General features: G+C 63.1%; 24 protein-coding genes and 1 tRNA gene. 12 read left to right on the top strand and 13 right to left on the bottom strand.

Features of this window, described 5'->3' with window-relative positions:
- Window positions 1–14 precede the first annotated feature (14 nt).
- From rpsB to PXK07_RS03850, 4 genes are all read right to left on the bottom strand, one after another.
- Entirely contained in the window at window positions 15–782 is a 768-nt protein-coding gene (gene rpsB, locus PXK07_RS03865) for a 30S ribosomal protein S2 (protein ID WP_274846870.1), read from the bottom strand.
- A gap of 156 nt (window positions 783–938) precedes the next feature.
- Window positions 939–1,778: a lysophospholipid acyltransferase family protein gene (locus PXK07_RS03860; protein ID WP_274846869.1), complete on the bottom strand. Its 840-nt coding sequence runs from the start codon at window positions 1,776–1,778 to the stop codon at window positions 939–941.
- 7 nt (window positions 1,779–1,785) lie between these two features.
- On the bottom strand, window positions 1,786–2,544 hold the full coding sequence (locus tag PXK07_RS03855; protein WP_274846868.1) for a GNAT family N-acetyltransferase: 759 nt from the start codon (window positions 2,542–2,544) through the stop codon (window positions 1,786–1,788).
- Window positions 2,545–2,648: 104 nt separating this feature from the next.
- Complete coding sequence (locus PXK07_RS03850; protein WP_274846867.1) at window positions 2,649–2,831, bottom strand: DUF3553 domain-containing protein; 183 nt, start codon at window positions 2,829–2,831, stop codon at window positions 2,649–2,651.
- A 29-nt stretch (window positions 2,832–2,860) separates the two neighbouring features.
- Between PXK07_RS03850 and PXK07_RS03845 the strand changes: the two genes are divergently transcribed.
- Window positions 2,861–3,457, top strand: a complete 597-nt coding sequence (locus PXK07_RS03845; RefSeq protein ID WP_274846866.1) for a histidine phosphotransferase family protein — start codon at window positions 2,861–2,863, stop codon at window positions 3,455–3,457.
- Window positions 3,458–3,520: 63 nt separating this feature from the next.
- On the opposite strand, the gene PXK07_RS03840 is transcribed toward PXK07_RS03845, so the two are convergent.
- The 7 genes from PXK07_RS03840 to PXK07_RS03810 all read right to left on the bottom strand — a co-directional run bounded on the left by PXK07_RS03840 (window position 3,521) and on the right by PXK07_RS03810 (window position 9,807).
- Window positions 3,521–4,786 (bottom strand): glutamate-5-semialdehyde dehydrogenase, encoded by a 1,266-nt coding sequence (locus tag PXK07_RS03840; RefSeq protein ID WP_274846865.1) that lies wholly within the window; start codon window positions 4,784–4,786, stop codon window positions 3,521–3,523.
- Between the two features lie 70 nt (window positions 4,787–4,856).
- Complete coding sequence (gene proB / locus PXK07_RS03835) at window positions 4,857–5,963, bottom strand: glutamate 5-kinase (protein WP_274846864.1); 1,107 nt, start codon at window positions 5,961–5,963, stop codon at window positions 4,857–4,859.
- A complete protein-coding gene (gene obgE / locus PXK07_RS03830; RefSeq protein WP_274846863.1) occupies window positions 5,951–6,985 on the bottom strand; it encodes a GTPase ObgE in 1,035 nt (344 codons plus the stop codon). Before obgE ends, proB begins: the two co-directional genes overlap by 13 nt.
- A gap of 124 nt (window positions 6,986–7,109) precedes the next feature.
- A complete protein-coding gene (locus PXK07_RS03825; RefSeq protein WP_274846862.1) occupies window positions 7,110–7,646 on the bottom strand; it encodes a GNAT family N-acetyltransferase in 537 nt (178 codons plus the stop codon).
- A gap of 208 nt (window positions 7,647–7,854) precedes the next feature.
- Entirely contained in the window at window positions 7,855–8,124 is a 270-nt protein-coding gene (gene rpmA, locus PXK07_RS03820) for a 50S ribosomal protein L27 (protein ID WP_192966544.1), read from the bottom strand.
- 11 nt (window positions 8,125–8,135) lie between these two features.
- Window positions 8,136–8,696 carry a 50S ribosomal protein L21 gene (rplU, locus tag PXK07_RS03815; protein ID WP_274846861.1) on the bottom strand — a complete coding sequence of 187 codons (561 nt, stop codon included), beginning with the start codon at window positions 8,694–8,696 and terminating at the stop codon, window positions 8,136–8,138.
- Window positions 8,697–8,955: 259 nt separating this feature from the next.
- Window positions 8,956–9,807: a DUF2059 domain-containing protein gene (locus PXK07_RS03810; RefSeq protein ID WP_274846860.1), complete on the bottom strand. Its 852-nt coding sequence runs from the start codon at window positions 9,805–9,807 to the stop codon at window positions 8,956–8,958.
- A gap of 119 nt (window positions 9,808–9,926) precedes the next feature.
- Between PXK07_RS03810 and PXK07_RS03805 the strand changes: the two genes are divergently transcribed.
- Window positions 9,927–10,016, top strand: a tRNA-Ser gene (locus PXK07_RS03805).
- Between the two features lie 358 nt (window positions 10,017–10,374).
- Here the strand turns inward: PXK07_RS03805 and PXK07_RS03800 are convergent.
- Both PXK07_RS03800 and PXK07_RS03795 read right to left on the bottom strand, forming a co-directional pair.
- Window positions 10,375–12,498 (bottom strand): TonB-dependent siderophore receptor, encoded by a 2,124-nt coding sequence (locus PXK07_RS03800; RefSeq protein WP_274846859.1) that lies wholly within the window; start codon window positions 12,496–12,498, stop codon window positions 10,375–10,377.
- Window positions 12,499–12,592: 94 nt separating this feature from the next.
- Window positions 12,593–13,453 (bottom strand): helix-turn-helix domain-containing protein, encoded by an 861-nt coding sequence (locus PXK07_RS03795; RefSeq protein WP_274846858.1) that lies wholly within the window; start codon window positions 13,451–13,453, stop codon window positions 12,593–12,595.
- 284 nt (window positions 13,454–13,737) lie between these two features.
- Between PXK07_RS03795 and PXK07_RS03790 the strand changes: the two genes are divergently transcribed.
- The 10 genes from PXK07_RS03790 to PXK07_RS03745 all read left to right on the top strand — a co-directional run bounded on the left by PXK07_RS03790 (window position 13,738) and on the right by PXK07_RS03745 (window position 22,821).
- Window positions 13,738–14,934, top strand: a complete 1,197-nt coding sequence (locus PXK07_RS03790) for an MFS transporter (RefSeq protein WP_274846857.1) — start codon at window positions 13,738–13,740, stop codon at window positions 14,932–14,934.
- A 358-nt stretch (window positions 14,935–15,292) separates the two neighbouring features.
- Window positions 15,293–16,228, top strand: coding sequence for an ABC transporter substrate-binding protein (locus PXK07_RS03785; RefSeq protein WP_274846856.1), 936 nt, complete (start codon window positions 15,293–15,295; stop codon window positions 16,226–16,228).
- Between the two features lies 1 nt (window position 16,229).
- Window positions 16,230–17,300, top strand: coding sequence for a FecCD family ABC transporter permease (locus PXK07_RS03780; RefSeq protein WP_446728349.1), 1,071 nt, complete (start codon window positions 16,230–16,232; stop codon window positions 17,298–17,300).
- Window positions 17,297–18,313, top strand: coding sequence for a FecCD family ABC transporter permease (locus tag PXK07_RS03775; RefSeq protein WP_274846854.1), 1,017 nt, complete (start codon window positions 17,297–17,299; stop codon window positions 18,311–18,313). The genes PXK07_RS03780 and PXK07_RS03775 overlap by 4 nt, the downstream gene beginning before the upstream one ends.
- A complete protein-coding gene (locus PXK07_RS03770) occupies window positions 18,313–19,116 on the top strand; it encodes an ABC transporter ATP-binding protein (protein WP_274846853.1) in 804 nt (267 codons plus the stop codon). The genes PXK07_RS03775 and PXK07_RS03770 overlap by 1 nt, the downstream gene beginning before the upstream one ends.
- A gap of 10 nt (window positions 19,117–19,126) precedes the next feature.
- The gene (locus tag PXK07_RS03765; RefSeq protein ID WP_274846852.1) at window positions 19,127–20,176 is read left to right on the top strand and encodes a siderophore-interacting protein; all 1,050 of its coding nucleotides are present in this window, start codon (window positions 19,127–19,129) and stop codon (window positions 20,174–20,176) included.
- A complete protein-coding gene (locus tag PXK07_RS03760; RefSeq protein WP_274846851.1) occupies window positions 20,173–21,123 on the top strand; it encodes a MotA/TolQ/ExbB proton channel family protein in 951 nt (316 codons plus the stop codon). The genes PXK07_RS03765 and PXK07_RS03760 overlap by 4 nt, the downstream gene beginning before the upstream one ends.
- Before the next feature lie 4 nt (window positions 21,124–21,127).
- Window positions 21,128–21,505: an ExbD/TolR family protein gene (locus tag PXK07_RS03755; protein ID WP_274846850.1), complete on the top strand. Its 378-nt coding sequence runs from the start codon at window positions 21,128–21,130 to the stop codon at window positions 21,503–21,505.
- A 9-nt stretch (window positions 21,506–21,514) separates the two neighbouring features.
- Window positions 21,515–21,898 carry an ExbD/TolR family protein gene (locus PXK07_RS03750; RefSeq protein WP_274846849.1) on the top strand — a complete coding sequence of 128 codons (384 nt, stop codon included), beginning with the start codon at window positions 21,515–21,517 and terminating at the stop codon, window positions 21,896–21,898.
- 113 nt (window positions 21,899–22,011) lie between these two features.
- Window positions 22,012–22,821, top strand: coding sequence for an energy transducer TonB (locus PXK07_RS03745; RefSeq protein ID WP_342455856.1), 810 nt, complete (start codon window positions 22,012–22,014; stop codon window positions 22,819–22,821).
- The last annotated feature ends 278 nt before the right edge of the window (window positions 22,822–23,099 follow it).

Below are 23,099 nucleotides of genomic sequence, written 5' to 3'. Positions count from 1 at the left end.
TATGACAGGTGGGATCAGGCTTCGGCTTCCTCGGAAACGGCTTCCTCTTCCGGAGCCTCTTCCAGGGCGCCCAGATCCACACCAGCCGCGCCCAGCTGGGCGGTCATGCCGTCCAGAGCTGCACGGGCAACCAGGTCGCAGTACAGAGCGATGGCGCGCGATGCGTCGTCGTTGCCGGGGATGATGAAGTCAACGCCATCGGGCGAGCAGTTGGTGTCGACAACAGCCACAACCGGAATACCCAGTTTCTTGGCTTCGGCGATGGCCAGGGCTTCTTTTTTTACGTCGATGACGAAGAGCAGATCCGGCACGCCGCCCATTTCGCGGATCCCGCCGAGCGAGGCCTGCAGTTTGGTCTGGTCGCGTTCCATGCCCAGGCGCTCTTTCTTGGTGAGGCCTTCTGCACCGGATTCCATGCGCTCGTCGATTTCCTTCAGACGGTTGATCGACTGGGAAACGGTTTTCCAGTTGGTGAGCGTGCCGCCCAGCCAGCGGTGGTTCATGTAGTACTGAGCCGACTTTTCAGCCGCTTCCGCGATCGGCTGTGCCGCCTGGCGCTTGGTGCCGACGAACAGGATGCGGCCGCCCTTGGCGACGGTGTCACGAACGACCTGCAGCGCCTGGTCCAGCATCGGAACGGTCTGGGTCAGGTCCATGATGTGGATGCCGTTGCGCGCGCCATAGATGAAGGGCGACATGCGCGGGTTCCAACGCTGAGTCTGGTGGCCGAAGTGAACGCCAGCTTCGAGCAGCTGACGCATGGTGAACTCGGGAAGAGCCATGCTATTCTATCCTTTTCCGGTTTTATCCTCGGCGGGGGTCTCAGAGCGGATGCTCCAACCGGCGGTCTGTCAGGGATGTCTCCCCTGAATCAGACCAAACCCCGCCTGCGGGTTCGATGGCGCGCGTATAGGACACCTGTGGGCCCGGGGCAAGGGCTATTTTGCCGCCGTCCGGCGCAACATCTCATGCCCCTGACGCACCGCGTCTTCGCAATGGGCGGCCAGGGCCTTGCGACTGGGGAAATCGCGCACCCGGACGGGCGGATGATAAAGCAGCTCCACCCGCCCCTGGCGCAGGGCGGCAAGGGTTTTCAGCAGATGCGGGCCGAATTCCATATCGCCCCACCAGCCATAAAACCGCTCCTCCTGGCCTTTGGGCGCAAAGAAAACCACCGAAACGGGCTGAACATGCATGAAGTCATGCAAATGGTCATTGAAGAAGGCTGCAAACAGCGTGGTCTTGAAAGGCAGTACCCGCAGCCCATCGGTCGAGGTGCCTTCGGGGAAGAACAACAGCTTATGCCCCGCCTTCAGGCGTTCTTCGAACAGGAGTGTCTGTTTGCGGGCCTGTCTGGGGTCGCGGTCGATAAAAACCGTTCCCGTGGCCCGGGCCAGCCAGCCGATGCCCGGCCATCCCGCAACTTCGGATTTTGATACGAAATAGATCCGCTTGCGCGCATTGAGCGCGAAGATATCCAGCCAGGAGGTGTGGTTTGCAACCACGGCACCGCGTTCCCGCATCAGTTCACCCCGGGTGGAAAATCCGATCCCAAGCACGCGGAAGGCGTTGCGACAGACGACTTGGGTGATGAAGGGCGTCACCGGCCGGTGCAGCCCGCATAGGGGCTGTTCGACCAGCCGCACCAGAAGCAGGATCACCAATCCGCCAAAGACCAGGGTGCCCAGAACAAGCACCCGGATCACCACCAGCCCCCATCCCAAGGCACCGATACGGATCGGCTCGGGGTCTTCCTCACTATGCCAAACGGGGGTCATCCTGTGCTCATTCCCCATTGGGTCCTGCGTAGATCCGCTTTTGGCGGGCATTCATCCGCTTGGTATCCAGGATCAGGCAGACATCGGTGGTGTTGAAACTGTGATCCACAAAGGCCCCGTCACCGACAAAACCGCCAAGCCTGAGATAGGCCTTGATCAGCGCAGGCACCTCGACCATGGCCTTGCGCCGGTCCAGCGACGCAGGCGCGCGCAGGTCCATGCGCTGATACGCCCTGGAGCGCACCCGCAACTCCGTCGGCGCCAGGTGTTTTTCATGTAGCAGCGACAGGGGCGCGGCCAGCGCCTCGACATTGGTTCCCGGAAAACTCGCAACGCCGAACAGCACCTCGATCTCACGTTCGGCGACATATTGCGCCAGCCCGTTCCAAAGATGGTACATGCCTGCCCCGCCGCGATAGTCTGGATGCAGACAAGACCGCCCCAATTCCAACAGCTTGCGTCCGGACGATTTCAGCGGTTCCAGATCGTATTCGCCTTCGGAATAGAACTGTCCAACCTCTGCCGCGCGATCACTGGTCAACAGACGGTAGACGCCAACCACCTCGCCCGTCGCCCGGTCACTCAGAAGCATATGATCGAAATGCGCATCGAACCGGTCCTGCTCCAGCCGGGCGTCGTGATCGACCATCTCGCCATCGCCGCCCAGTTCCTCGACAAAAACCTGGTAGCGCAGGGCCTGTGCCGCGCGCAGATCGTCGGCGGTTTCCGCCAGACGGACAGAGAAGTCATGGGAAGGGTCGGGCATCAGATTTCTCTGCAGTCAAGTCTGCTGCGGGCATAGCTTATCCGGCTTGAAACAGGCAAGAGATTAACAAAACTGAAAAGGCTTTATTAACAATTCGTAAACCATTATGGCTCAAACACCGGAACAAGGGGCACCTGGCTGCTGGCGAAGACAAGCTTGCCCTGGTCCCGAAAGTTCACGGTGATTTTGCCTGCGGCATTGGACTGGACCTGGCCCAGCCCCCACTCGGGGTGGTCTGGATGTTTCACCAACATGCCCGGCGACAGGATTGCATTGAGGTCGGTCATGAGAATTGGCCCAATTCGGAGGATATTACATGGCTGTAGATAACGAAGATCTGCCCGCATTGATAGGGTCACGGATCTGCCACGATCTGATCAGCCCGATCGGCGCCATCAACAACGGTTTGGAGCTTCTGGGCATGTCCGGTGAAGTCTCCGGCCCCGAGATGGAGCTGATTTCGGACAGTGTCACCAATGCCAATGCCCGCATCCGCTTTTTCCGTATCGCCTTTGGCGCCGCTGGTGATCAACAGATGGGCCGGGCCGAGGTGGTTTCGGTGCTGGATGACATCAGCAAGGGCGGTCGGCTTGCCTTTCAATGGGCGCCGCTTGATGGCGCCAGCCGCAGCGAGGTGCGCATGGCGTTCCTGGCCGCACTCTGCCTCGAAAGCGCCCTGCCCTATGGCGGCACCGTTGCCATCCTCTGTGCAGACGGGCAATGGACCGTGATCGGCGAGGGCCGGAAGGTCAATATGGACGAGGCCCTCTGGGCGCGGCTGACGGACAAGACTGCCGATGTCGAAATCACCCCGGCGCAGGTTCAGTTCGCGCTGCTGCCGCAGGCTGCCGCACAGGCAGGCCGGACCATCACGGTTGATCCGATGTTGGAAAAGATCTCGATCCACTTCTAAGCGCACCGACAACGCCAAAGCAAAACGCCACCCATCCGGGTGGCGTTTTTCATTTCCCTGTCCTTATGCGCGGACGGTTCCGTCGCCGCGCACCAGGTATTTGAAACTGGTCAGCTGCGCCGCCCCCACCGGACCACGGGCGTGCATCTTGCCGGTGGCAATGCCGATCTCGGCGCCCATGCCAAATTCCCCGCCATCGGCAAACTGGGTAGAGGCATTGTGCATCAGGATGGCGCTGTCCAATTCGGCAAAGAACTGCGCGACCGCCGCCTCATCCTCCGTCAGGATACAATCGGTATGCTGGGAGTGATGGGCGCGAATGAAGCCGATTGCCTCGTCGATATCCGAAACCTGACGCGCAGCGATGATGGCATCAAGGTATTCCTTGCCCCAATCCTCTTCCGTGGCGGCGACCATACCATCGGGGCCCGGCAGCCCGTCCTGAGCGTGGATTTCAACGCCGACCTGGGCCAACGCCGTCAACACATCCTTGCCGATGGTTTCGGCAATATCGCGGTGGATCAACAGACATTCGGCGGCGCCGCAGATCCCGGTGCGGCGGGTCTTGGCATTCAGCACCACATCCAGCGCCTTTTGCGGATCGGCCGCCTTGTCGATGTAGATATGCACGATGCCTTCCAGGTGGGCAAAGACCGGCACCCGCGCCTCGCGCTGGACCAAGCCCACCAGCCCCTTGCCACCACGCGGCACGATCACATCCACGTAGTCGGTCATGGTCAGCAGTTCCTGCACCGCGGCGCGATCCCGCGTCGGCACCAGTTGCACCGCGGTTTCGGGAAGGCCTGCGGCCTTCAGCCCCTCGACCAGGCAGGCATGGATGGCGCGTGCGGAATGGAAGCTTTCCGAGCCGCCGCGCAGGATCACCGCATTGCCGGACTTGAGGCAGAGCGCGCCGGCATCGGCCGTCACATTGGGGCGGCTTTCGTAGATCACGCCGATCACGCCAAGCGGCGTGCGCACCCGCTGAATGCGCAGCCCCGAGGGCTGCGTCCATTCGTCCAGAACCGCGCCGACAGGATCCTCCTGCCCAGCCACGGCGCGCAGGCCATCGACGATCCCCTGGATGCGCGCCTCGTCCAGCATCAGCCGGTCCATCATTGCAGGTGACAGGCCCTTGTCGCGGCCATAGTCCATGTCCCTGGCGTTGGCAGCGATAATCTCCGCCCGCTGCGCCCAGACCGCATCTGCCGCCGCCAGCAGCGCCTTTTCCTTGCGCTCAGCGCTGGCGGTGGCCAATTCGGCGGCTGCCAGTTTTGCATTCTTGCCAAGCTCAGCCATGAGAGCCTGGATATCTGTATTGTCTTTCATCGATCTTGCCTTTGACACCCTCGCGCAGATCCTACTGCGAACTCCGAGGGAAATTCCATAAAGAAGCGGATCAGAAGGCGATGTCGTCCCGGTGGATCAGCGCGGCGCGGCCCGGATAGCCAAGCGTCGCCTCGATCTCTGCCGACTGGCGCCCCTGGATGGCGCGGGCCTCGTCACCGGTATAGCGCGACAGCCCCTGCCCCAGTTTACGCCCGTCTGGGCCAAGGATAGCCAGGGGCTCACCCCGGCCAAAATCTCCTTCGACATAGCGCACCCCGGCGGGCAGCAGGCTGTTGCCGTTCATCAGCGCATGGGCGGCGCCGGCATCCACGGTGATCACGCCGCGGGTCTTCATTGCCCCGATCCAGCGCTTGCGCGCCGCCTGCGGATCGCCCTGTGCTGTGAACCAGGTGCAAGGCGCGCCATCTTCCAGCGTTTTCAGCGGGTTCAGAGCGGAACCTTCCGTGATCACCATGGCGCAACCGGCTGCGGTTGCCATCTTGGCGGCCATCAGCTTGGTGATCATGCCGCCCTTGGACAGGCCCGAGACACCTTCGCCCGCCATGGCTTCAATCTCGGGGGTGATGTCATCAATGCGCTCGAACCGCTTCGCCGTGAGGTCCACCGCCGGATTGGCGCTGTAGAACCCATCCACATCCGATAGCAGCACCAGCGTATCGGCGCCGACGGTCACCGCCATCTGTGCCGCCAGCCGGTCATTGTCGCCATAGCGGATCTCATCCGTGGCAATGGTGTCGTTTTCATTGACGATGGGCACCGCGCCAAGGCCGATCAGGGTTTCCAGCGTGGCACGGGAATTGAGGTAACGGCGCCGATCCGCGCTGTCTTCCAGCGTCACCAGAACCTGCGCGGTGGTGATACCATGCGGTGCCAGCGCCTCTTCATAGGCGCGGGCCAGGCGGATCTGTCCGACTGCGGCGGCCGCCTGGGATTGTTCCAGCGGCAATTCCGTGCGCGGCAGGCCCAGAACGCCCCGCCCCAGCGCAATCGAGCCGGAGGAGACGATCACCACATCCTTGCCTTTCGCTTTGAGCCAGGCGACGTCATTGGCCAGGGAATGCAGCCAACCGGCGCGCAGCTGCCCGGACTTGCGATCTACCAGCAGGGCCGAGCCGATCTTGATGACGACCCGACGCGCATCGCTCAGGGCCGCCACGTCTCTTCCTCCTCCTGGGGTTTCAGGCGCAGGCGATCCTCGTCGATCTGGCTGCGCAGGGCGCGCAGTACCTCGGTCAGACCTTCCCGGCTGACCCCGGACATCAGGAAGACCGGCCCACCGACGGCTTCTTCGAGGGCGGCCTTGGCCTCGGCCCGCTCTTCGTCATCCAGCGCGTCCACCTTGTTCAGCGCGGTGATGCGGGGCTTGTCGGCAAGTTCGCCGCCATAGGCCTCCAGCTCGCCGATGATGGTGTGATAATCCTCGACCAGCGTATCGGATGTGCCATCCACCAAATGCAGCAGCACGGCGCAGCGCTCCACATGGCCAAGGAAGCGATCCCCGATCCCGCGCCCTTCATGAGCGCCCTCGATCAGGCCCGGAATATCGGCCACCACGAATTCGGCATTATCAACGCCGACGACGCCCAGGTTGGGGTGCAGCGTCGTAAAGGGATAATCGGCAATCTTCGGCCGCGCGTTGGAGGTCGCCGACAGGAAGGTGGATTTGCCCGCATTGGGCAAGCCCAAAAGCCCTGCATCCGCGATCAACTTCAGGCGCAGCCAGATGGTGCGATCGACGCCGTCCTGGCCCGGGTTGGCCCGGCGCGGCGCCTGGTTCACCGATGTCTTGAAGTGCAGGTTGCCAAAGCCGCCATTGCCGCCCTTGGCCAGCAATACCCGCTGGCCCAGTTCGGTCATGTCGGCCAGAACCGTCTCTTCGTCCTCATCCAGGATCTCGGTGCCGACGGGAACCCGCAGGATGATGTCGTCGCCGTCCTTGCCGGTGCGCTGGCGCCCCATGCCGGACTGGCCGTTCTTGGCAAAGAAGTGCTGCTGGTAGCGGAAGTCGATCAGGGTATTGAGCCCATCCACGGCCTCGGCCCAGACCGAGCCGCCCTTGCCGCCGTCACCGCCATCGGGGCCACCGTATTCGATGTATTTCTCGCGCCGAAAGCTGATGCAGCCATTTCCCCCGGCGCCGGAGCGGATATAGACCTTTGCCAGATCGAGGAATTTCATGTGAGCTCCTTAACGCGGCGCCCCGTTCTGCGGCCCCGCAGCTTCATTTCCCGGGCAAGCGGCACCTGTTTGCGCCGCCTGCATGTCATGCCAGTGCCTTACCCCATTGTCAGGGGGCCGCCAATCACTGTTTGCGGCTGTAGGTCCAGGTCGGAACCGTCGCATCGCGGGCGACGCAGAAGGTTTCCGCATCCCCCAGATATTCAAAGCCGCAGTGGATCAGCACCCGGGCCGATGCCGGGTTGTCCTGAAACACCGAGGCAAACATTGCAGCACTGCCCAAGGGATTCGCCTTGACCAGGGCCTCCAGCGCTTCCGAGGCAAGCCCGGTGTTCCAGAAGGCCGGGGCGACCCAATAGGCCACCTCGGCCTGGTCGCGATCCATCCGCTTGAGTCCGATCACGCCCTTCAGTTCATCGCCGCCGGACGGCGTGCCATCGATGGCCCAGATCTCTTCCTCGCGGTCTGCGCCCATGGCACGGGTGACATAGGCCTCTGCCGCGCCGGGCGGCAAGGGATGCGGAATCCAAGAGGTCATCCGCGCCACACGTTCATCTCCCGCATAATGGGCAATCAGGCCTTCGTCCGATTTGCGCAGCGGACGCAGCAGAAAACGCTCCGTCTCGATGATGGGGTACTGGCTCATCTGATCCAAACTCATCCCGCCTTCCTCCTCAAATAACTTCGACCAACCAGCCCCTGATGCCACGGCCGGGAAAACACCTAGATAGGTACGGATCCCCGAACTGCCAGATGATGGTCGTCTCTCTCCCCTCAAAACAGCTTCAGCAGCGTGCCGCAAAAACTGAAAAGGGGACCGGCAGTATCGCCGATCCCCCTAAATATTTCTTTGCCACGTCGGGTTCGGCTTACTCAGCGGCCTCCGCCACTGGGAGAACCGATACAAAGGTGCGGCCCTTGAGGCCCTTGTGGAAGGTCACAGCACCGTCGGTGGTTGCAAAGATGGTGTGATCCTTGCCCAGACCAACGCCTTCGCCCGGCCAGAACTTGGTGCCGCGCTGACGTACGATGATGTTGCCTGCGATGGCCGCCTGGCCACCATAGAGTTTCACGCCAAGGCGGCGACCGGCTGAGTCGCGGCCGTTACGTGAGGAACCGCCAGCTTTCTTATGTGCCATTGTCTATCTCCTTAGCCTTTGGCCAGCTCTTTGGCCTGCTCAACCCATTCGGGCTTCACTTTGATGGCGTCGATAGCAGCAATGTCGTCTGCCGACAAGGCCGCGATCTGAGCAAAGCTGGTGATGCCTGCGTCGTTCAGCTTCTTGGCGGCGGCAGGGCCAACGCCGGTCAGCTGGGTCAGATCGTCTGCGGAAGCAGCAGCCGGAGCAGCTTTGGGAGCAGCTTTGGCAGCGGCTTTCGGAGCAGCTTTGGTTGCGCCCGACGCCAGGATCTCGGTGATTTTGATCAGGGTCAGTTTCTGACGGTGACCCTTGGTGCGCTTGGAGGAGTGCTTACGACGACGCTTCACGAAGTGAATGAGTTTTTCGCCTTTGATCTGGTCGATCACCTCTGCCTTCACGGCAGCGCCATCTACCAGCGGAGCACCGACCACGGGGGCGTCGCCACCGAGCATCAGGACTTCGTCGAACTGGATTGTTTCGCCGGCATCTGCAGCAAGTTTCTCAACGCGGAGCACGTCGCCCGCCTGAACCTTGTACTGCTTGCCGCCAGTCTTGAGGACCGCAAACATATGCGTCTTTCCTTTTTCAACCGCGTCCTTTGGCCCCTGCATCAAACAGGTGTTTTTGGCTGTCGGCCCATTGGCCGGGTGCCGCCTCGAACAGCGCGACCCTCGAAGGGGCCGTTATGACAAAATAACCCCGGCGCAGAGAGTCCGAGCCGGGATGGGCGCTATTTAAACAATACCGCCCCTATGTCAACCACTGATTGCCACTTGTGATCTTGGCGCAGGACGCAGACCAGTTACCCCCGCGCCGCCCCCGAGGTGGTCAAAGCTCTTCGCCCTGCCCCAGATCCTGCATCCGGAAGGCCAATTCCTCGAACCGGTTGGCGGTGATTTCATATTGCACCGCGTTCAGCAGCTCGTAGACCTGCTGCATCAGGGGCGTTTCCAGCGCCCGCACATAGGCGTCGACCTCTGCGTCTGTGAACCCCTGATAGGTATAGGCCGAGGCCGCCATGGCAGAGGCGTTGAGCGCCATGCGCATGCTGGGCGCCTGATCGCGCTGCCAGGCCCGCAAGCCTTCCGCGTCCAGTTGCAGATCGATCACCCCGGCGGCGCTGGCTGCCATGATAAAGCGGAACTGGATCTGCTGAACCGCCTTCACCCCGGTGTCCGCGGCATCAATCGCCTGGTTCATGCGCTGCAACAAGGCAATCCGGTCGCTGCCCTCACGGACGAGGTCCGCAATGATCCGTTGCCCGGCGATCTGCTTGACCTCGTCATCCTCGATCATGTGAGAGGCGTTTTCGGCGGCGACCAGACGCTGCCCCAGGGCGCTGCCATAAAAGGCCTCCGCATGGGCCAGCGCGGTATCCTCCAGGGTGTCCACCAGGATATCCAGTGCCAGATCCCGCATCCGCTCGGTGTCAAAGACCTGATCCGCCATCCGGGCCCAGCCGACGCCAAAATCCCCCGCCTCAAGCCCCAGCATCTGCGGTGCGCCGCTGGCCGACAGGGCAATACTGTCAAGCGCGACGTCAAAACCGGTCACCTCGAGAAAGCTCATCACACGGGATCGATCCGCGGCCTGGGCCGGGGCTGCCGGAAACAGCAGGCTGGCAACGATGAGAAACGCAGTCAGAGCGGCACTGAACGGAGGGAGGCGAAGGATTGTCATAGCATCAAACCTAGGTGAAATTACCTGACAAGCAATGAAAAAGAGGGTTTCTGGCGAGAAGTTGAAAATCCCCCTTGCGCCCGTCAAAATTCACTATTAAACCGCCGCTCACCCCCCGCGGAGAGGTGCCGGAGTGGTCGAACGGGGCGGTCTCGAAAACCGTTGTCCCTTCACGGGGACCCAGGGTTCGAATCCCTGTCTCTCCGCCATTATTCCCCTGAGATCGCCATAAAAACCGTCCCAGAACCAGGGGATGACACATCTGTTGTCGTGACTTGCTTTCGGGGTATCCGGGTAATCACCTCAATTCATGGCTGCCAATTTGCCTATCCTGGACTGTCGCCTGCGCTCCCTTGGGACGGCATCCATGCTCTTTACACGGCTGACAACACTCCACAGAACATGAAAAGGGGCCCCGCAATTGTGGGACCCCTTTCCATTTTGGCCCGGCAAATCCGACAGCCATCTGCTTTCGGCATGCATGATAGCAAGCGTGGCTTCCGGTCCGCCCAACGTCACACCGCCAGGGAGAGACCGGGGCAATCGCCCCGGTCCTTATCGCTGCATTCAGAAGGCCTTGGTCAGAGAGAAGTTGATCTCTCTTCCACTGCCGTAGGAGCAGACATAGACCGTCTGGCACCCAGTCACATGCCGCGTGTCCGCCAGGTTGGTGATCGCCAGATTGCCGACAAAACCATCGCCGAATTCATAAGAGGCGCCAATGTCGTATAGCGTGTAGCCCGATACCTTCAACGTGTTCACATCGTCCGCGAAACTTGACCCGCGGTGGCGTGCGCCCGCCTCGATCCTGACACCGTTTGCGAATTCATAGGCGGCAACCAGGGCGGCCTGGACTGTCGGGGTCAAGGTCGGTGTCTTTCCGATCAGCCCGGCATTTGTATCCGCGGTGACCTCAACATCTGTCCAACTCACCTGGCCTCGCAGCGTAAAACCGTTGCCAAATTCGTAGCCGCCTTCCAGTTCCAGCCCCTGCGAACGCACTTCTCCCAGTTGCGAGTAGTTGCCCCAGGTGCCCGTTTGAACGTTCTTGCGATCGATCTGGAACAGGGCCGCAGCCAGGTGAAACGGCCCGCCATCCGGCAACCACTTCAGCCCCGCTTCCCATTGGTCGCCGCTTTCCGGCTTGGTGATGCCATCGGCGGGCGACAGGATGATCGGATTGAAGAAGCTCGAATAGGTCAGGTAGGGCGTCAGACCGTTGTCGAATTCATATGCAATCGCCGCCCGCCCAGAGGTCTCGCTGTCTTCCCGGGTGAACGCGCCGGTGCCGACGCGCTCGGTCTCGACCCAGTCATGACGCAGGTTGAAGGTACTGATGAAACCGCCGCCGAACTTGATCTGATCCTGAAAATAGAGACCCAGCTGGTTCTGCGTCGTCTCTGCATCCTGATATGGTGCCCCCAGGACCGGCGTGCCGGGCGCGGTCGGGTTGACCACCGTGTTTGACCCGAAGCCTGACTGCTGGATCTCGTCGATCACATAGCGCCGCGCATCAAGGCCAAAGAGCAGATCGTGAGACGCCCCAGCGGCCTCGACCGTGCCATAGTAGCGCAGATCGGCCTGGGCGGTTGTCGTTTCGGTTTCATGGTGAAAGGCAATCAGGCTCAGCGTGCCTGCCGCATCCTGCGGAACGGTGGCGTAGCCCGTGTAACCGAAGGGGTAGTAATAGCTTTCCTCAAGATCGGCACGTCCCACCCGACCGATCCCGGTGAAGGTGAAGCCATTGTCGAACTGATGCTCCACGATTGCTGAAACGGTTCCCTGCTTGCGCTCGTAACTGTCCCAATCGGGATCCGAGAAGTTGGCATCGGGATCGATAAATCCGAATTCCACCGTCTGCTGCACCGTGCCGTAGTAGGGCAGGAAGGTCGATCCGTTGTGCTTTTCACTGGCGCGATGGAAGTTGCCCAGAAGCGTGATTTCCGTGCCGCCATCGGTGGTGAACTTGTAAGACGGCGCCAGGGTGCCACGCAGGCCTTCGTTCAGGTCATCGTACTTGTCTCCGCCCTCGATCCGCCCAGTCACCCGGTAGGCGCTGCTCTCGCCCACATCCTCGCCAAAATCGAAGGCCACCCAACCGGCCCCCGCATCGTTCAGACCAAAGGTCAGCTCGCCCACATGGCCGCCGGGCCGCTTGGACACATAGTTCACCAGACCGCCGGGGTTGGATCCCCCATATAGCGCCGAGGCCGCGCCCCGCAGCACCTCAACCCGCTCCAGCGTATACGGATCGATGTAGAAAGACCCGAATGCAAAGGACAGGTTCTGCGCGTTGTCGATATAGGTTCCGGTCTGATCCGCCTGGAAACCACGGATGCGCAGCCAGTCATAATCATTGTCGCTCCCATAGACATCCGTGGTCACACCAGCGGTATAGCGCAGCGCCTCGGATACACTCTGGGCGCCAAAGGCCTCGATCTGTTCGCGCCCAAGGACCGAAACCGCCTGCGGAACTTCGTTCAATTGCAGTGGCACCTTGGAACCGGTGGCTGTCGGCGGGTTGGTCTCGCCTTTTGCGACAGGCCCGTTCGAATCCTCGAAGCTTTCCAGCGTCAGCGTGCCGAGGTCGACGGTCTGCGCCCATCCCGGCAAGGCCGTCCCGCACATCAACACCGCCGTGGTGGTCAGCGTCTTCCACCGAGTTTCCCTTGTTCGTTTTTGCAAAGCCATTGTCGCGCCTTTCCTCATCAGTCCAACCCCGAGCAGCCAAACAAAGGCCCCTCAGGGGAGCCGCCCGGACCATTCTCCAGTCCGATAAAAAAAGTCAGGTATTCTTGTCTTGGATGTTCGTTCCCAGAAGTCCCGTCCGCTGTTCGATCATCCAATGACTCGGCGAGAGCCCGGTCACCGATTTGAACACGCGGTTGAAATGCGGCTGATCCGAAAACCCGCAGACCACGGCCACTTCGGCAAAGGGCAGTCCCTGCCGCATCATCCGCTCGGCCTGATCACAGCGCAGCTCCAGCACCCAGGCATAGGGCGCCTTGCCCATTTCGGCCCGAAAGTGCCGGTTGAAACTGGTGCGCGACATGCCTGCGACCTCGGCCAGATCATCGACGGATAGACGGTCGCGCAGGTTCTCCGCGGCATGACGCTGCACGGCCTCCAGCCACCTGATCCCTGTCGCTGCAGTGTCGGCGCCGGGGTCGGCGTGATGCAAGAGCTCCAACAGGATCAGCTGTGCCAGCCTTTCGGCATGCCCCGGGGCCCGGTTCGGCTCCCGGCATTCGCGGGCCAGGATTTCACCCAAGGCCGCCAGGGGCCCCAGTTCGGGCAACAGGATCGGCTTTGTGATCGCCCCGGCCTGCGCTGACAAGGCGAGCAACTGCGCCCGACTGAGGTGGATATCCAGATGCGTCATGTCACCCGGGGTAGCCACATGGGACCAGATCTGCACCCCAGCCGGGATGAAACAGGCGGCACACAGTGGCCCCACGGCATCCTTGCGATCCGACAGTGCCAACCGGACGCCATCCAGCAACAGCACCACGCGCGGGTGCATCGAGACATAGCGCCCCTTCGCCCCGGCCCGCGCCGATACCAGCCACAGGTCGACGGTCATCCGGTCGAACCCGAGGTTGGAGAGCGGATCGACCAGGTCGAATCCTTCAACGGAAGCATACATGCGCGGGTGAAACCCCATAACAACAGTTACCTTTTTGCGGTTGGATGATCGGACCAGATGGGTGGGTCAGTTCTTGACCGGCCTGCTCGTGGATGAGAATTCCCCCGAGCGTTTTACTCGGGAATACGGGTCCCGGTGTCAGGAGTCGATATGTTGCGTGCCATCTTGGTCTTTTTCCTGTGCTTTTGCGGTGGATTTTCCACAGCGGCGCCTTTGCGGGACGCGGTCGGTCAGGAAGCCAGCGCCCGCCTGCCGCAGATGCGAAGCCCGACGGTGCTACCGGAATGATCCGCATGTCTCCCGACCGGCGCGTGATTGCAGCAGGGCTGGCCTCCCTGTCGCTGGGCAATGCTGTGCTTCTGCCGGTGCTTGTACCGCTGACCCTGGCGATCGGCCTGTCCGAAACAGAGGCAGGCTTGGTCCTGTCCCTCTCGGCCCTGGTCGTGCTCTTCGCAGCCCCCTTTTGGGGGGCGCGCGTCGATCGCATCGGGCCGCGTTCGGTCTTCCTGATGGGCGTGGCAGGCGGCGCAGTGTCCATTATTGGCGTCGGGCTTGCCCTTTATCTGGGCCAGACGCGCGTGCTGGCGCCACAGGGCACCTTTGCCCTGCTTCTGTGCGCGCGGATGATCTATGGCGCCTGCGCCTGCGCCGCGCTCCCGGCTGCGGTCGGCCACCTGGCAGCAACCAGCAGCAACGAGACCCGCACCCGCGCCCTTGCACTCCCCGGAAGCGCCTTCACGCTCGGCTCGCTCGGAGGGGCGGCGCTGGTTCTGCCGGTCACCTATCTGGCTGGGCCGATTGCCCCGCTTTTCCTTGCGGGCGGGTTGGGGGTGGCCGTGTTATTGACACGGGGCGCCCTGCCCTCGTCTCCGCCCGCGACCGCGGCTTTACCCGAAGAGCCAGCCAAGCGGTTTGACCCCGAGCTTCTGCCCCTGCTCGCAGCCACCCTATGCGGGCTTGGCGCCGCCAGTGCCGTCTACAGCATGCTGCCACTGCTGCTGCAAACACGGGGAGAACTGTCAACCGAAGCCGCCGTGCAGGCCGCCGCTCTGTCAGGTGCGCTTTGCACCACCGCCTCGCTTCTTGGAATTCGCTTGGCCGCGCGGGCGCGTCTCGGCCCATCAACACTGACCCGGAGTGGAGCGCTTCTTACCGCTGTCGGCACCCTGGCCGCCTTCTGGGCCGCCACCCTCGTTTTGACCTATGTTGCCATGGCGGTTCTTTCCCTCGGGCTTGGCCTGATCACCCCCAGCCTGCAGGCCATGGTATCGCTCCGGGCCAAACAGCAGGGGCGTTCTGCGGGACAACTCTCAGCCGCGACGGGCGCCGCCTGGATCATCGGCCCTGCCGCAGGGCTGGCCGGCTATCAGGCGCTCGAAACGGACATCCTTCCACTGCTCACGATCGGGTTCTTGCCCCTCGTGGCCCTGCCGCTTGCGCAGCGCAAGGGACAGGCAACCAAGGCATGCAGCCCGAAATAGACTGTGTTTATGATATGGATAAAGATCAAAGACCTGCTGTCGGACCGATCCGATTGTGCTGCCCGCCTTACTTGACAAAAACAATCAATCAAAATAGCCCTCTCCAAGCGTTCCCCGGAGCGTCATCCAGCAAGACGCGCAAAGCCGGAGAGTTATTTCGGCCACCGTCCAGCCAAACCCGCAGACCCACAGAGATTGCCTGCCCTTGGCATACAGATGGCTGGAGATGATCGTGACGCAGGCGCCGCTGGCAAGACAGGCCCTCATTCCTGGGGCCGACCGGACCTCATCCCTCATCGCTCAGAGGCTGCACGCGGCTCTGATGTTGGCGGTCGCGCTTCTTGTGCTCTGGCCCCCTATGGCCCGTACGGATCCCTTCCCGGTAGAAATCACGCATCGTTTCGGGACAGCCAGCATTCCCGCAAAACCCCGGCGCATCGTCTCGCTCAGCTATATCGGACACGATTTCCTGCTTGCCCTGGGAGAAACGCCCTATGCGCTGCGCAAATGGTACGGCAATGATCCCTATGGCGTCTGGCCCTGGGGACATGCAGCCCTGGGAGATGCCCGGCCGGTGGTGATGCAGGGCCAGATCGACATCGAACGGATCGCGGCGATGGAGCCGGATCTGATCACCGCGCAATGGTCCGGCATCACCAAGCGGGAATATGCGCTGTTGTCGCGTATCGCGCCCACGATCGCGCCACGCGCCGAATACGGCGATTTCGGCAGCCCCTGGCCCGAAATGCTGCGCACCCTTGGCCGCGCCACCGGAACCCTTGCCAAGGCCGAAAGCATTATCACCCGGATCGAAACCCGCTTTGCCAAGATCCGCGCGGCACATCCCGCGTGGTCCGGGGCCACCGGCGTCATGGTCTGGATCGGTGAGATCGGCGCGTGCAGAGAGAGCGATATCCGTGGCCAGTTCATGCAGGCGCTCGGGTTTCACGCCCCGGAGGCGCTCGATCGCATTGCCGGGACGCCGATCTACGCGCGGGTGCCCGGCGAGGATCTTGCCGCCATCGATGTGGATGCGCTGATCTGGCTCGATAGCGCCACATCTGTCGACACGCTGGCCCGGATACCACTGCGCCACACGCTGCGCGCCCATCAGCAGGGGCGTGAAATCTATGCAGATCAGATGCTTGCCTCGGCGCTCTCCCACTCCAGCCCGCTGAGCCTCGACTATGCGCTGGACCGGCTTGTCCCGGAGCTGGAAGCGGCGATGGACGGCACGCCTGCGACCCCGGTTCCAAGCCTCGCCCGGATCGGCCTATTGCCGGGAGAACATTAAGATGACCCGCGCGACCCCCGGTGCCGTGGCGGCTGTACAGCCTGCTACGGATCTCCCTCCCCTTTCACGCCCCCATCCACGATCTCATCCACGATCCTTGTGGTTTGCCGGGTCCATTCTGCTGGTGATCGCTCTGGCGGTGATGTCGCTGCGTTTTGGCATCCGGGCGACCCACTGGTCGGAGATCTGGATGGCTCTGACCGCATATGACGGCGATATTGCAGAGCATATCGTGGTGCAGACCATGCGGCTCCCCCGGCTCTGCGCCGCCCTGCTGACCGGCGCCGCGCTGGGCACCGCCGGAGCCTTGATCCAGGCGCTCAGCCGTAATCCCCTGGCCGACCCCGGGCTTCTTGGCGTCAACGGAGGCGCGGCCCTGGGGGTTGTTCTCTGTATTCTTGTTCTCAACACGAGCGATCCCGCCGATTTCATCTGGGCGGCCCTGGCGGGCGGGTTCATCGCAGCCGGTCTGGTCTATTTCGTGGGGGGCGGCAGCCGCGCCAGCGTCCTGCGCCTGATCCTTGCAGGGGCCGCGGTCAGCGCGCTGTTCATGGCCCTGACCCGCGGGCTGCTTCTGGCCAGCCAGCAGGCGCTTGACGTCTATCGGTTCTGGGTGCTTGGCGGTTTCGACGGCATTCAGGCAGAGATGATTTACCCGCTACTGCCCTTCCTGGGCCTTGGCGCGGTGCTGGCGGCTGCGGCCACATATGGTCTCAATGCGCTCAGCCTTGGTGAGGAGATTGCCAGGGGACTGGGTGTGCGCACCGGGCTTGCCCGGCTGACCGCCGGTCTGGCCATCGTGGTGTTGTGCGGCGCATCGGTTGCCCTGGCCGGGCCGATTGCATTTGTCGGCTTGATCGTCCCGCATCTGGCGCGCTGGATCGCCGGTCCCGGCCTCGGGTGGACGGTGTTGTTTTCCAGCTCGTTGGGCGCCTGCCTGCTGCTGGCTGCGGATCTGCTGGGTCGTTTGCCTCTTTTTGGTGGCAATATGCAGGCAGGGGTGATGACTGCATTGATCGGCGGCCCGATGCTGATCTGGCTGGTGCGCCGCCATGGGGTCGGCACGCTATGATCTGGACCCTCCGCATCTCCTCGCTGTCGCTGCGGATCTCGCGCCGGGCCGCATGGATCGGCCTCGGCCTGTTTGCCTTGCTGGCAACCTTCAGCATCCTGGCCTTGAACCTCGGCAGCTATCCTTTGACCATGGCAGAGGCGCTGCGGGTGCTGACCGGAGGTGGCAGTGATTTGCAGCGCCTGATCCTGCTGGAAAACCGCCTGCCACGGGTGGTGACAGCCCTGGGTGTGGGCATGGCCTTTGGCCTGTCCGGCGCCATCTTCCAGGCAATGATGCGCAACCCGCTGGCGTCTCCGGATGTGATCGGCTTCACCGCAGGCGCCGGGTTCGGAGCGCTTTCGGCCATGGTGCTGACCGAGGCCATGATCCTGCCGGGCGCCATTATCGGAGCCTTGCTGGCCGCGATCCTGGTGACGGCGCTGGCCTGGAAGAACGGCCTGTCGCCCGCCCGACTGATCCTGACCGGCATTGGCGCCAGCCTGGCACTGAGCGCCGGAACCGATCTGCTGATGAGCCGCATGGAGATCCAGAACGCCGCCGCCATGGCGCAATGGCTGACCGGATCGCTCAATGCACGCGATTGGAGCGATGCCGCATGGGTCTGGGGCGGTCTGGCACTCTTGGCACCGATGCTGTTCTGGCTGCACCTGCCGCTGCAACGGATGGCGATGGAGGATGCCATCGCCCAGGGCCTCGGGCTTGCCCTGACCCCGCTACGCCTGGCCCTGACCGCAGTTGGGCTGTTGCTGGCCGCCCTGGCCGTGAGCTGCGCGGGCCCCCTGCCCTTTGTCGCCTTTGCCGCAGGCCCCATCGCCCGGCGCATGGTCGCGGATGGCAGGCCCGCCCTGCTGGGAGCCGCTGCCACGGGGGCGCTGATCACGCTCCTTGCCGATACCGCCGCGCGCCTGGTGCCGGTGATCCAACTGCCAACCGGTGTCTTCACCGCCCTGATCGGAGCCCTGGTGCTGATCTGGTTACTGCTGGCCCAATTCCGCAAAGGACAGTTTTGATGCCTGATACCGCCCCCGCCCTGGCCGCGGCCCGCCTGCAGGCCAAGGATCTGAGTGCCAGCTATTCAAGCCGCGCCCCGATCCTGGAAGATCTCAGCGTGGCCATTCCCGACCGGGAGCTGACGGTGATCGTCGGCCCCAATGCCTGCGGTAAATCCACCCTGCTAAAAACCCTTGCCCGCCTGCAGCCTGCGACCAGGGGTCAGGTGGTGCTGGATGGCAAGGCGATCCACCGCCAGCCCAGCCGATCCGTTGCCAGGCGCCTGGCGATCCTGCCGCAAACCGCCACCGCGCCCGAGGGGCTGACGGTGCGCGATCTGGTGGCACGGGGCCGCACCCCCTATCAGTCGGCCCTGCGCCAATGGTCCCATCAGGATGCAACGGCCGTGGCCGAGGCGCTTGAGCTGACCGATATGACCCAGCACGCAGAACGGCCGCTGGACACGCTCTCTGGGGGGCAACGACAGCGCGCTTGGATCGCCATGGCACTGGCGCAGGACACCGATATCCTGCTGCTGGACGAACCCACCACCTATCTGGACCTGCCACATCAGATCGAGCTTCTGAAACTGATCGCGCGGTTGAACCGGGACACCGGTCGCACCGTTGCCATGGTCCTGCATGATATCAACCTGGCGGCCCGCTTTGCCACTTGCGTCATCGCGCTGAAGGACGGCAAGGTCCACCGTCAGGGCGCCGCGCAAGAGGTGATCACCGAGGATATCATGCGATCCGTCTTTGGACTGGCCTGCCGGATCATTCCCGATCCCGTCCATGGCACGCCACATGTGATCCCCGAATAGCAAGGCAGAAATGACCATCAGCGAACCCTATCCGATTTCTGCCCAGGCCGAGATTTCAGATCTGGCCTTTGCCGGGCTGCGCGACGCGCTGATTTCCATGGCGCAGGATCATGGCCTTCCGACCCAAACCAGCGGCGACGATGCGCTCACGGTCGAGGTCCCGGCCTTCGGGCAATACCGGTTTTCCGCCAGGGCGCGCGGTGTTGCAATTCAGGTGACTGCGGCCCTGCCGGATCGGCTTCACATGCTGAAGGAAGGCATTACCGAGCACCTGAAGGAGGTGGATGCCGCGGCCGCCCTGGCGCTGCGGTGGTCGGATGCGGGCAGCAGCGGCGTGCTGCCGCCCAACGTGCATTTCACCACCGTCGAATCCATCACCCCCTTGGGCGCCGATTACCTGCGGGTCCGGGTCCGCACCAAGGGCCTCAAAAGCTTTCGGGACGATGCCATCCATTTTCGCCTGTTGCTGCCTCCGGCAGGTTGCACGGAACCGGACTGGCCCAGGGTGGATGAAAACGGCGCAACCATATGGCCAAAGGGCGAGAAGGCGCTGCACCGGCCGGTCTATACGACCCGACGGATCGATCACCACACGGGCATCATGGAGTTCGACATCTTCCTCCATGAAGGCGGGCGCGCCACGGCCTGGGCGCAACAGGCCAACCCGGGCGACAGACTGGCGATCGCCGGACCAGGCGGCGGCGGTATTCCCGACACCTCGAACATCCTGATGTTTGCCGATGAGACCGCCCTGCCCGCCGTGGCGCGGATCCTGGAAACCCTGCCGCAGCACAGCCAGGGTCAGGTCACCTTATTGACCAAGGGCGGCGATCGGGGCTATCCGATCAGCGCACCTCAGGGGATTTCGCTCAGCTGGATCGACCGGGGGGACGAACAGGGCCTCATGGCACGGGCCCTATCGGCGCATCGGAGCAACCCTGAGAGCTATTTGTGGTTTGCTTGTGAAAAGTCGGAGGTGCAGAAACTGCGGGCAGCATTGAGCGACAGCAAGCCTGCACCCGGAACGAGCTATATCGCAGCATATTGGAGCACATCATGAGCGCGCATTTTTCGGTTGGCTCGATCCTCTTGCCCCTCCTTGCCCTGACAGCTCCCTGCGCCCTGGCACAGGGTGCGCCATCGGCACCGGTGCCTGAGATTGCCACCACAGCCCCCGGTTCAGCTCAGCCTGACGCCACCACAACCGTCGCTCCAACCACCGTGACCGCCGCCCCCGCTGCACCGCAGACGACCGCGCCGATTCCTGCAGCTTCAGAGCACGAGGCCCTTGACCCGCTTGAGGAGCCTAGTGCCGAACCTCAGCGGATCCCGGCGGATTGGCCGTTGCCGGAGCGGCTGCGCGATGCCAGCGAAGCGGCGCTGAAATTCCTCCATGATGGCGGCCCGTCGATCTGGGCCATCGCCGCCCTGTCGGTGATGACCTTGGCGCTGATCCTGTGGAAGTTCTGGCGCCTGGCCCTGATCGGTGCCTGGTCCCGCGGCAAGGCCATCCAGGCAATCGTCGCATATGAACAGGGCCAGGCCGACAGGGCGCTCACCATCGTCCAGGGGCGCATGGGGATCCGCTCGAAGGTGGTCACGGCCGCGCTGGAAGCCCTGGACCGCCTGCCTGAAGACCGCGCCCGCGAGGAAACCGCTCGGGTCGCCAAGCTGCACCTTGGCAGCGCGGCAACCGGGCTGGGCGCGCTGGAACTGATCGCCACCATCGCGCCGCTTCTGGGTCTTCTTGGCACCGTGCTTGGCATGATCGCGGCCTTTCAGGCGCTGCAGGCGGCAGGATCCAAGGCGGATCCCGCCCTGCTGGCCGGTGGCATCTGGGAGGCCCTGCTGACCACGGCGGCCGGCATGGCGGTGGCAATCCCCGCTTCTGCCGCCCTGACCTGGTTCGAAGCAGTCATCGGACGCATGCGCCGCGATATCGAGGACAGCGCCACCCGCCTGTTCGTGGCAGCTTCTCCGGACAAACCGACCCAGGCCCCCGAGTAACCCGATGGCCTTCACCGATCCTCCACGCCCCCGGCGCAAGCCAAGCCTCACGCCGATGATCGACGTGGTCTTTCTACTGCTGGTCTTCTTCATGCTGGCCTCGCGCTTTGGCGTGGACGCGGTCATCGACCTGCCGCTGGCGGGCGCGGGCGGGAGCTACTCCGGCCCGCCGCGGCTGATCGGGATCGGCCCTGACAGCCTGGATATCAACGGCGTGCCGGTCGCAGATGACAGGCTGACCTCGGCAATCGCTCCGCTGATGAGCAAACCTGACGACCTGTTGATCCTGCGGGGGCGGGATGGCGCCGATGTTCAGCGCATCACCGATATCACCCGACTGCTGTCGCGGGCTGGCCATACCGCCTTTGTACTGGTGGAATAGGAGGCGTCGATGGATCTGAGTGAACCGCCACGCCGCCCGGCCCGGGAATCCATCGTTCCGATGATCAATGTGGTGTTTCTGCTGTTGATCTTCTTCCTGATGACCTCCCGGCTGGCCGATCCCGAACCCTTTGACGTGACCCCGCCCGAGGCGGATTTGGAGACCGAAGCACAAGCCGAGCCGGTACTGTTTGTCGATGCCACGGGGCGCATGCATTTTGATGGTCACGAAGGCCCTGACGCACTTGCACATCTTGCCAGCCTCAGCGCGGATGCGCCCATCGTTCAGCTGCGCGCCGATGCCAAGCTGGAGGCAAAGGCGCTGGCCGCCATCCTGCGCAACCTGGCGGAGGCTGGCCTCAGCCGCGCCGAGCTGGTGGTAGGTGCGCCGTGAAACGCACCGGCGAATTCATCGCATTCGGCGGGATTGCCGCACTTATGCATGTGGCGTTCTTTGCAATCGCGCCCCGCTCCGGGTCTCAATCCAGCGGTGCGGGCGGGAACACGATGGTGACACTCCAGGCCGCAGATCCGACCATTGCCGACCTGGTGAAAACCTGGCAGCGACCGGTCCAGACCAGGCCGCAGCTGGACACGCGGCTTGAAGACCCCACCGCGGCAACATTGGCGCCGACCGTGCCCCAGTTCGAACTGGCAACGGCACCGCGGGCGGCCATTGAGACAAGGCTGCGCGAGCCTGAGGTAGATGAAACCCTGGCCGTGGATACATCCACAGCCCCGCCCCCACCCGAGCCAGAGCCAGAGCCCGCCCCCGAGCCAAAACCAGAACCAGAGCCGGTACCAGACCCGGCACCAGAACCCGAGCCTGTTCCGGAACCGCAGCCCGCACCCGAACCGACCCCCGCCAAGCCTGCAAAACCTGCGCCCAAACCCGAGCCCGCGCCCGCAGATGCGCGTAAGGCGGAACAGAACTCTGCCGGGGTCGCGGGGCAGCGCGCGGCAGGCTCGGGCGCCTCCGCTCAGGCGGGCCGCTCCGGTGGATCCGACGTCGCAACGGGCAACGCCGGTCAAAGCGCAAAGCTGAAATCGATCTGGGGCGCCAAGATCCGCGCGCGCATCGAGCGGCGCAAGCGATACCCCGCAGGCGCCCGTGGTCAGGGTCGTGTGGTCGTTCAGCTGGTGGTGTCCCGAACCGGCCAGTTGATCAGCCACAGAGTCACAAAATCCTCCGGAACGCCCGCTTTCGACAAGGCGGCCCTGCAGGCCATCACCCGCGCAGGCAAGTTTCCCAGCGCACCGAAAAAGCTGCAGGTGTCGCAGATGACCTTCAATCTGCAGATGACCTTCTCGAAATAGGCTTCGGCTTTGGCCCCTACGGCGCGCGTCTCTCCGCACCCAAAATCGACAATATATCAACGGTTATTCATCAGGTTGGATTAGACCTGCGCTGATCTCCCGGTGCCGAACAACCCTAGCCCGCCGCTAGATCGATCGCCCACTTCTCGCTGACCGGGCAGATCAGGCCCACTGCCCAACAGGTGGTCAAAAGACTGCCCCCGCACCGGGATCTGTAGCGCAAGACACGCGCAGCACTGGATCAGGCTTGATCCGTTCCACGATTGGCGCCAACATGG

The sequence above is a fragment of the Phaeobacter sp. QD34_24 genome, from assembly GCF_028890115.1.
Lineage (GTDB): Bacteria > Pseudomonadota > Alphaproteobacteria > Rhodobacterales > Rhodobacteraceae > Phycobacter.
This window is presented reverse-complemented; position numbering and strand designations above follow the sequence as displayed.

What these genes read in the sequence shown, in the direction of transcription:
- rpmA (WP_192966544.1), bottom strand. Translation starts at nt 8,124, where the DNA reads ATGGCACATAAGAAAGCTGGCGGTTCCTCACGTAACGGCCGCGACTCA.
- PXK07_RS03840 (WP_274846865.1), bottom strand. Translation starts at nt 4,786, where the DNA reads ATGAAAGACAATACAGATATCCAGGCTCTCATGGCTGAGCTTGGCAAG.
- PXK07_RS03860 (WP_274846869.1), bottom strand. Translation starts at nt 1,778, where the DNA reads ATGACCCCCGTTTGGCATAGTGAGGAAGACCCCGAGCCGATCCGTATC.
- PXK07_RS03775 (WP_274846854.1), top strand. Translation starts at nt 17,297, where the DNA reads ATGATCTGGACCCTCCGCATCTCCTCGCTGTCGCTGCGGATCTCGCGC.
- PXK07_RS03770 (WP_274846853.1), top strand. Translation starts at nt 18,313, where the DNA reads ATGCCTGATACCGCCCCCGCCCTGGCCGCGGCCCGCCTGCAGGCCAAG.
- rplU (WP_274846861.1), bottom strand. Translation starts at nt 8,696, where the DNA reads ATGTTTGCGGTCCTCAAGACTGGCGGCAAGCAGTACAAGGTTCAGGCG.
- PXK07_RS03810 (WP_274846860.1), bottom strand. Translation starts at nt 9,807, where the DNA reads ATGACAATCCTTCGCCTCCCTCCGTTCAGTGCCGCTCTGACTGCGTTT.
- PXK07_RS03800 (WP_274846859.1), bottom strand. Translation starts at nt 12,498, where the DNA reads ATGGCTTTGCAAAAACGAACAAGGGAAACTCGGTGGAAGACGCTGACC.
- PXK07_RS03785 (WP_274846856.1), top strand. Translation starts at nt 15,293, where the DNA reads ATGGCCCGTACGGATCCCTTCCCGGTAGAAATCACGCATCGTTTCGGG.
- PXK07_RS03825 (WP_274846862.1), bottom strand. Translation starts at nt 7,646, where the DNA reads ATGAGTTTGGATCAGATGAGCCAGTACCCCATCATCGAGACGGAGCGT.
- PXK07_RS03795 (WP_274846858.1), bottom strand. Translation starts at nt 13,453, where the DNA reads ATGTATGCTTCCGTTGAAGGATTCGACCTGGTCGATCCGCTCTCCAAC.
- PXK07_RS03755 (WP_274846850.1), top strand. Translation starts at nt 21,128, where the DNA reads ATGGCCTTCACCGATCCTCCACGCCCCCGGCGCAAGCCAAGCCTCACG.
- PXK07_RS03750 (WP_274846849.1), top strand. Translation starts at nt 21,515, where the DNA reads ATGGATCTGAGTGAACCGCCACGCCGCCCGGCCCGGGAATCCATCGTT.
- PXK07_RS03845 (WP_274846866.1), top strand. Translation starts at nt 2,861, where the DNA reads ATGGCTGTAGATAACGAAGATCTGCCCGCATTGATAGGGTCACGGATC.
- PXK07_RS03780 (WP_446728349.1), top strand. Translation starts at nt 16,230, where the DNA reads ATGACCCGCGCGACCCCCGGTGCCGTGGCGGCTGTACAGCCTGCTACG.
- PXK07_RS03850 (WP_274846867.1), bottom strand. Translation starts at nt 2,831, where the DNA reads ATGACCGACCTCAATGCAATCCTGTCGCCGGGCATGTTGGTGAAACAT.
- PXK07_RS03790 (WP_274846857.1), top strand. Translation starts at nt 13,738, where the DNA reads ATGATCCGCATGTCTCCCGACCGGCGCGTGATTGCAGCAGGGCTGGCC.
- PXK07_RS03745 (WP_342455856.1), top strand. Translation starts at nt 22,012, where the DNA reads ATGGTGACACTCCAGGCCGCAGATCCGACCATTGCCGACCTGGTGAAA.
- rpsB (WP_274846870.1), bottom strand. Translation starts at nt 782, where the DNA reads ATGGCTCTTCCCGAGTTCACCATGCGTCAGCTGCTCGAAGCTGGCGTT.
- PXK07_RS03760 (WP_274846851.1), top strand. Translation starts at nt 20,173, where the DNA reads ATGAGCGCGCATTTTTCGGTTGGCTCGATCCTCTTGCCCCTCCTTGCC.
- PXK07_RS03765 (WP_274846852.1), top strand. Translation starts at nt 19,127, where the DNA reads ATGACCATCAGCGAACCCTATCCGATTTCTGCCCAGGCCGAGATTTCA.
- obgE (WP_274846863.1), bottom strand. Translation starts at nt 6,985, where the DNA reads ATGAAATTCCTCGATCTGGCAAAGGTCTATATCCGCTCCGGCGCCGGG.
- PXK07_RS03855 (WP_274846868.1), bottom strand. Translation starts at nt 2,544, where the DNA reads ATGCCCGACCCTTCCCATGACTTCTCTGTCCGTCTGGCGGAAACCGCC.